Annotated in this window: 1 protein-coding gene; it reads left to right on the top strand. The window is 67.2% G+C overall.

Translation table 11 applies throughout. From position 1 onward, the window contains the following. The coding region (locus AC3II9_RS22005) for a hypothetical protein (RefSeq protein WP_489158851.1) at window positions 1-259 on the top strand (259 nt) is incomplete at both ends.

Raw genomic sequence — 259 nt, forward strand, 5'->3', positions numbered from 1 at the left:
GGGGCGGAACTGCTCGATCGGCTGGAGGCTCGGCTCGATCTGGTGACGCTGGACGGAGAGACCGATGCACGGCTCGCCATGGCCTTTGCCGGCCTGCCCCGTGCCGCGCGCCGCGCCCTGCTACTGACTTATCTTGGCTTTCCCTATTTCGATGTCGCGACCCTGCCCCTGCTGCAAGGCGAAGGGCTGGACGAGTTCGACCCGATCAAGGTCGATCGCATCGCCCCCGACGATGCGACGGCCATTCGCGCAGGGGGAG

The sequence above is a fragment of the Lysinibacillus sp. RU7 genome (assembly GCF_057837305.1).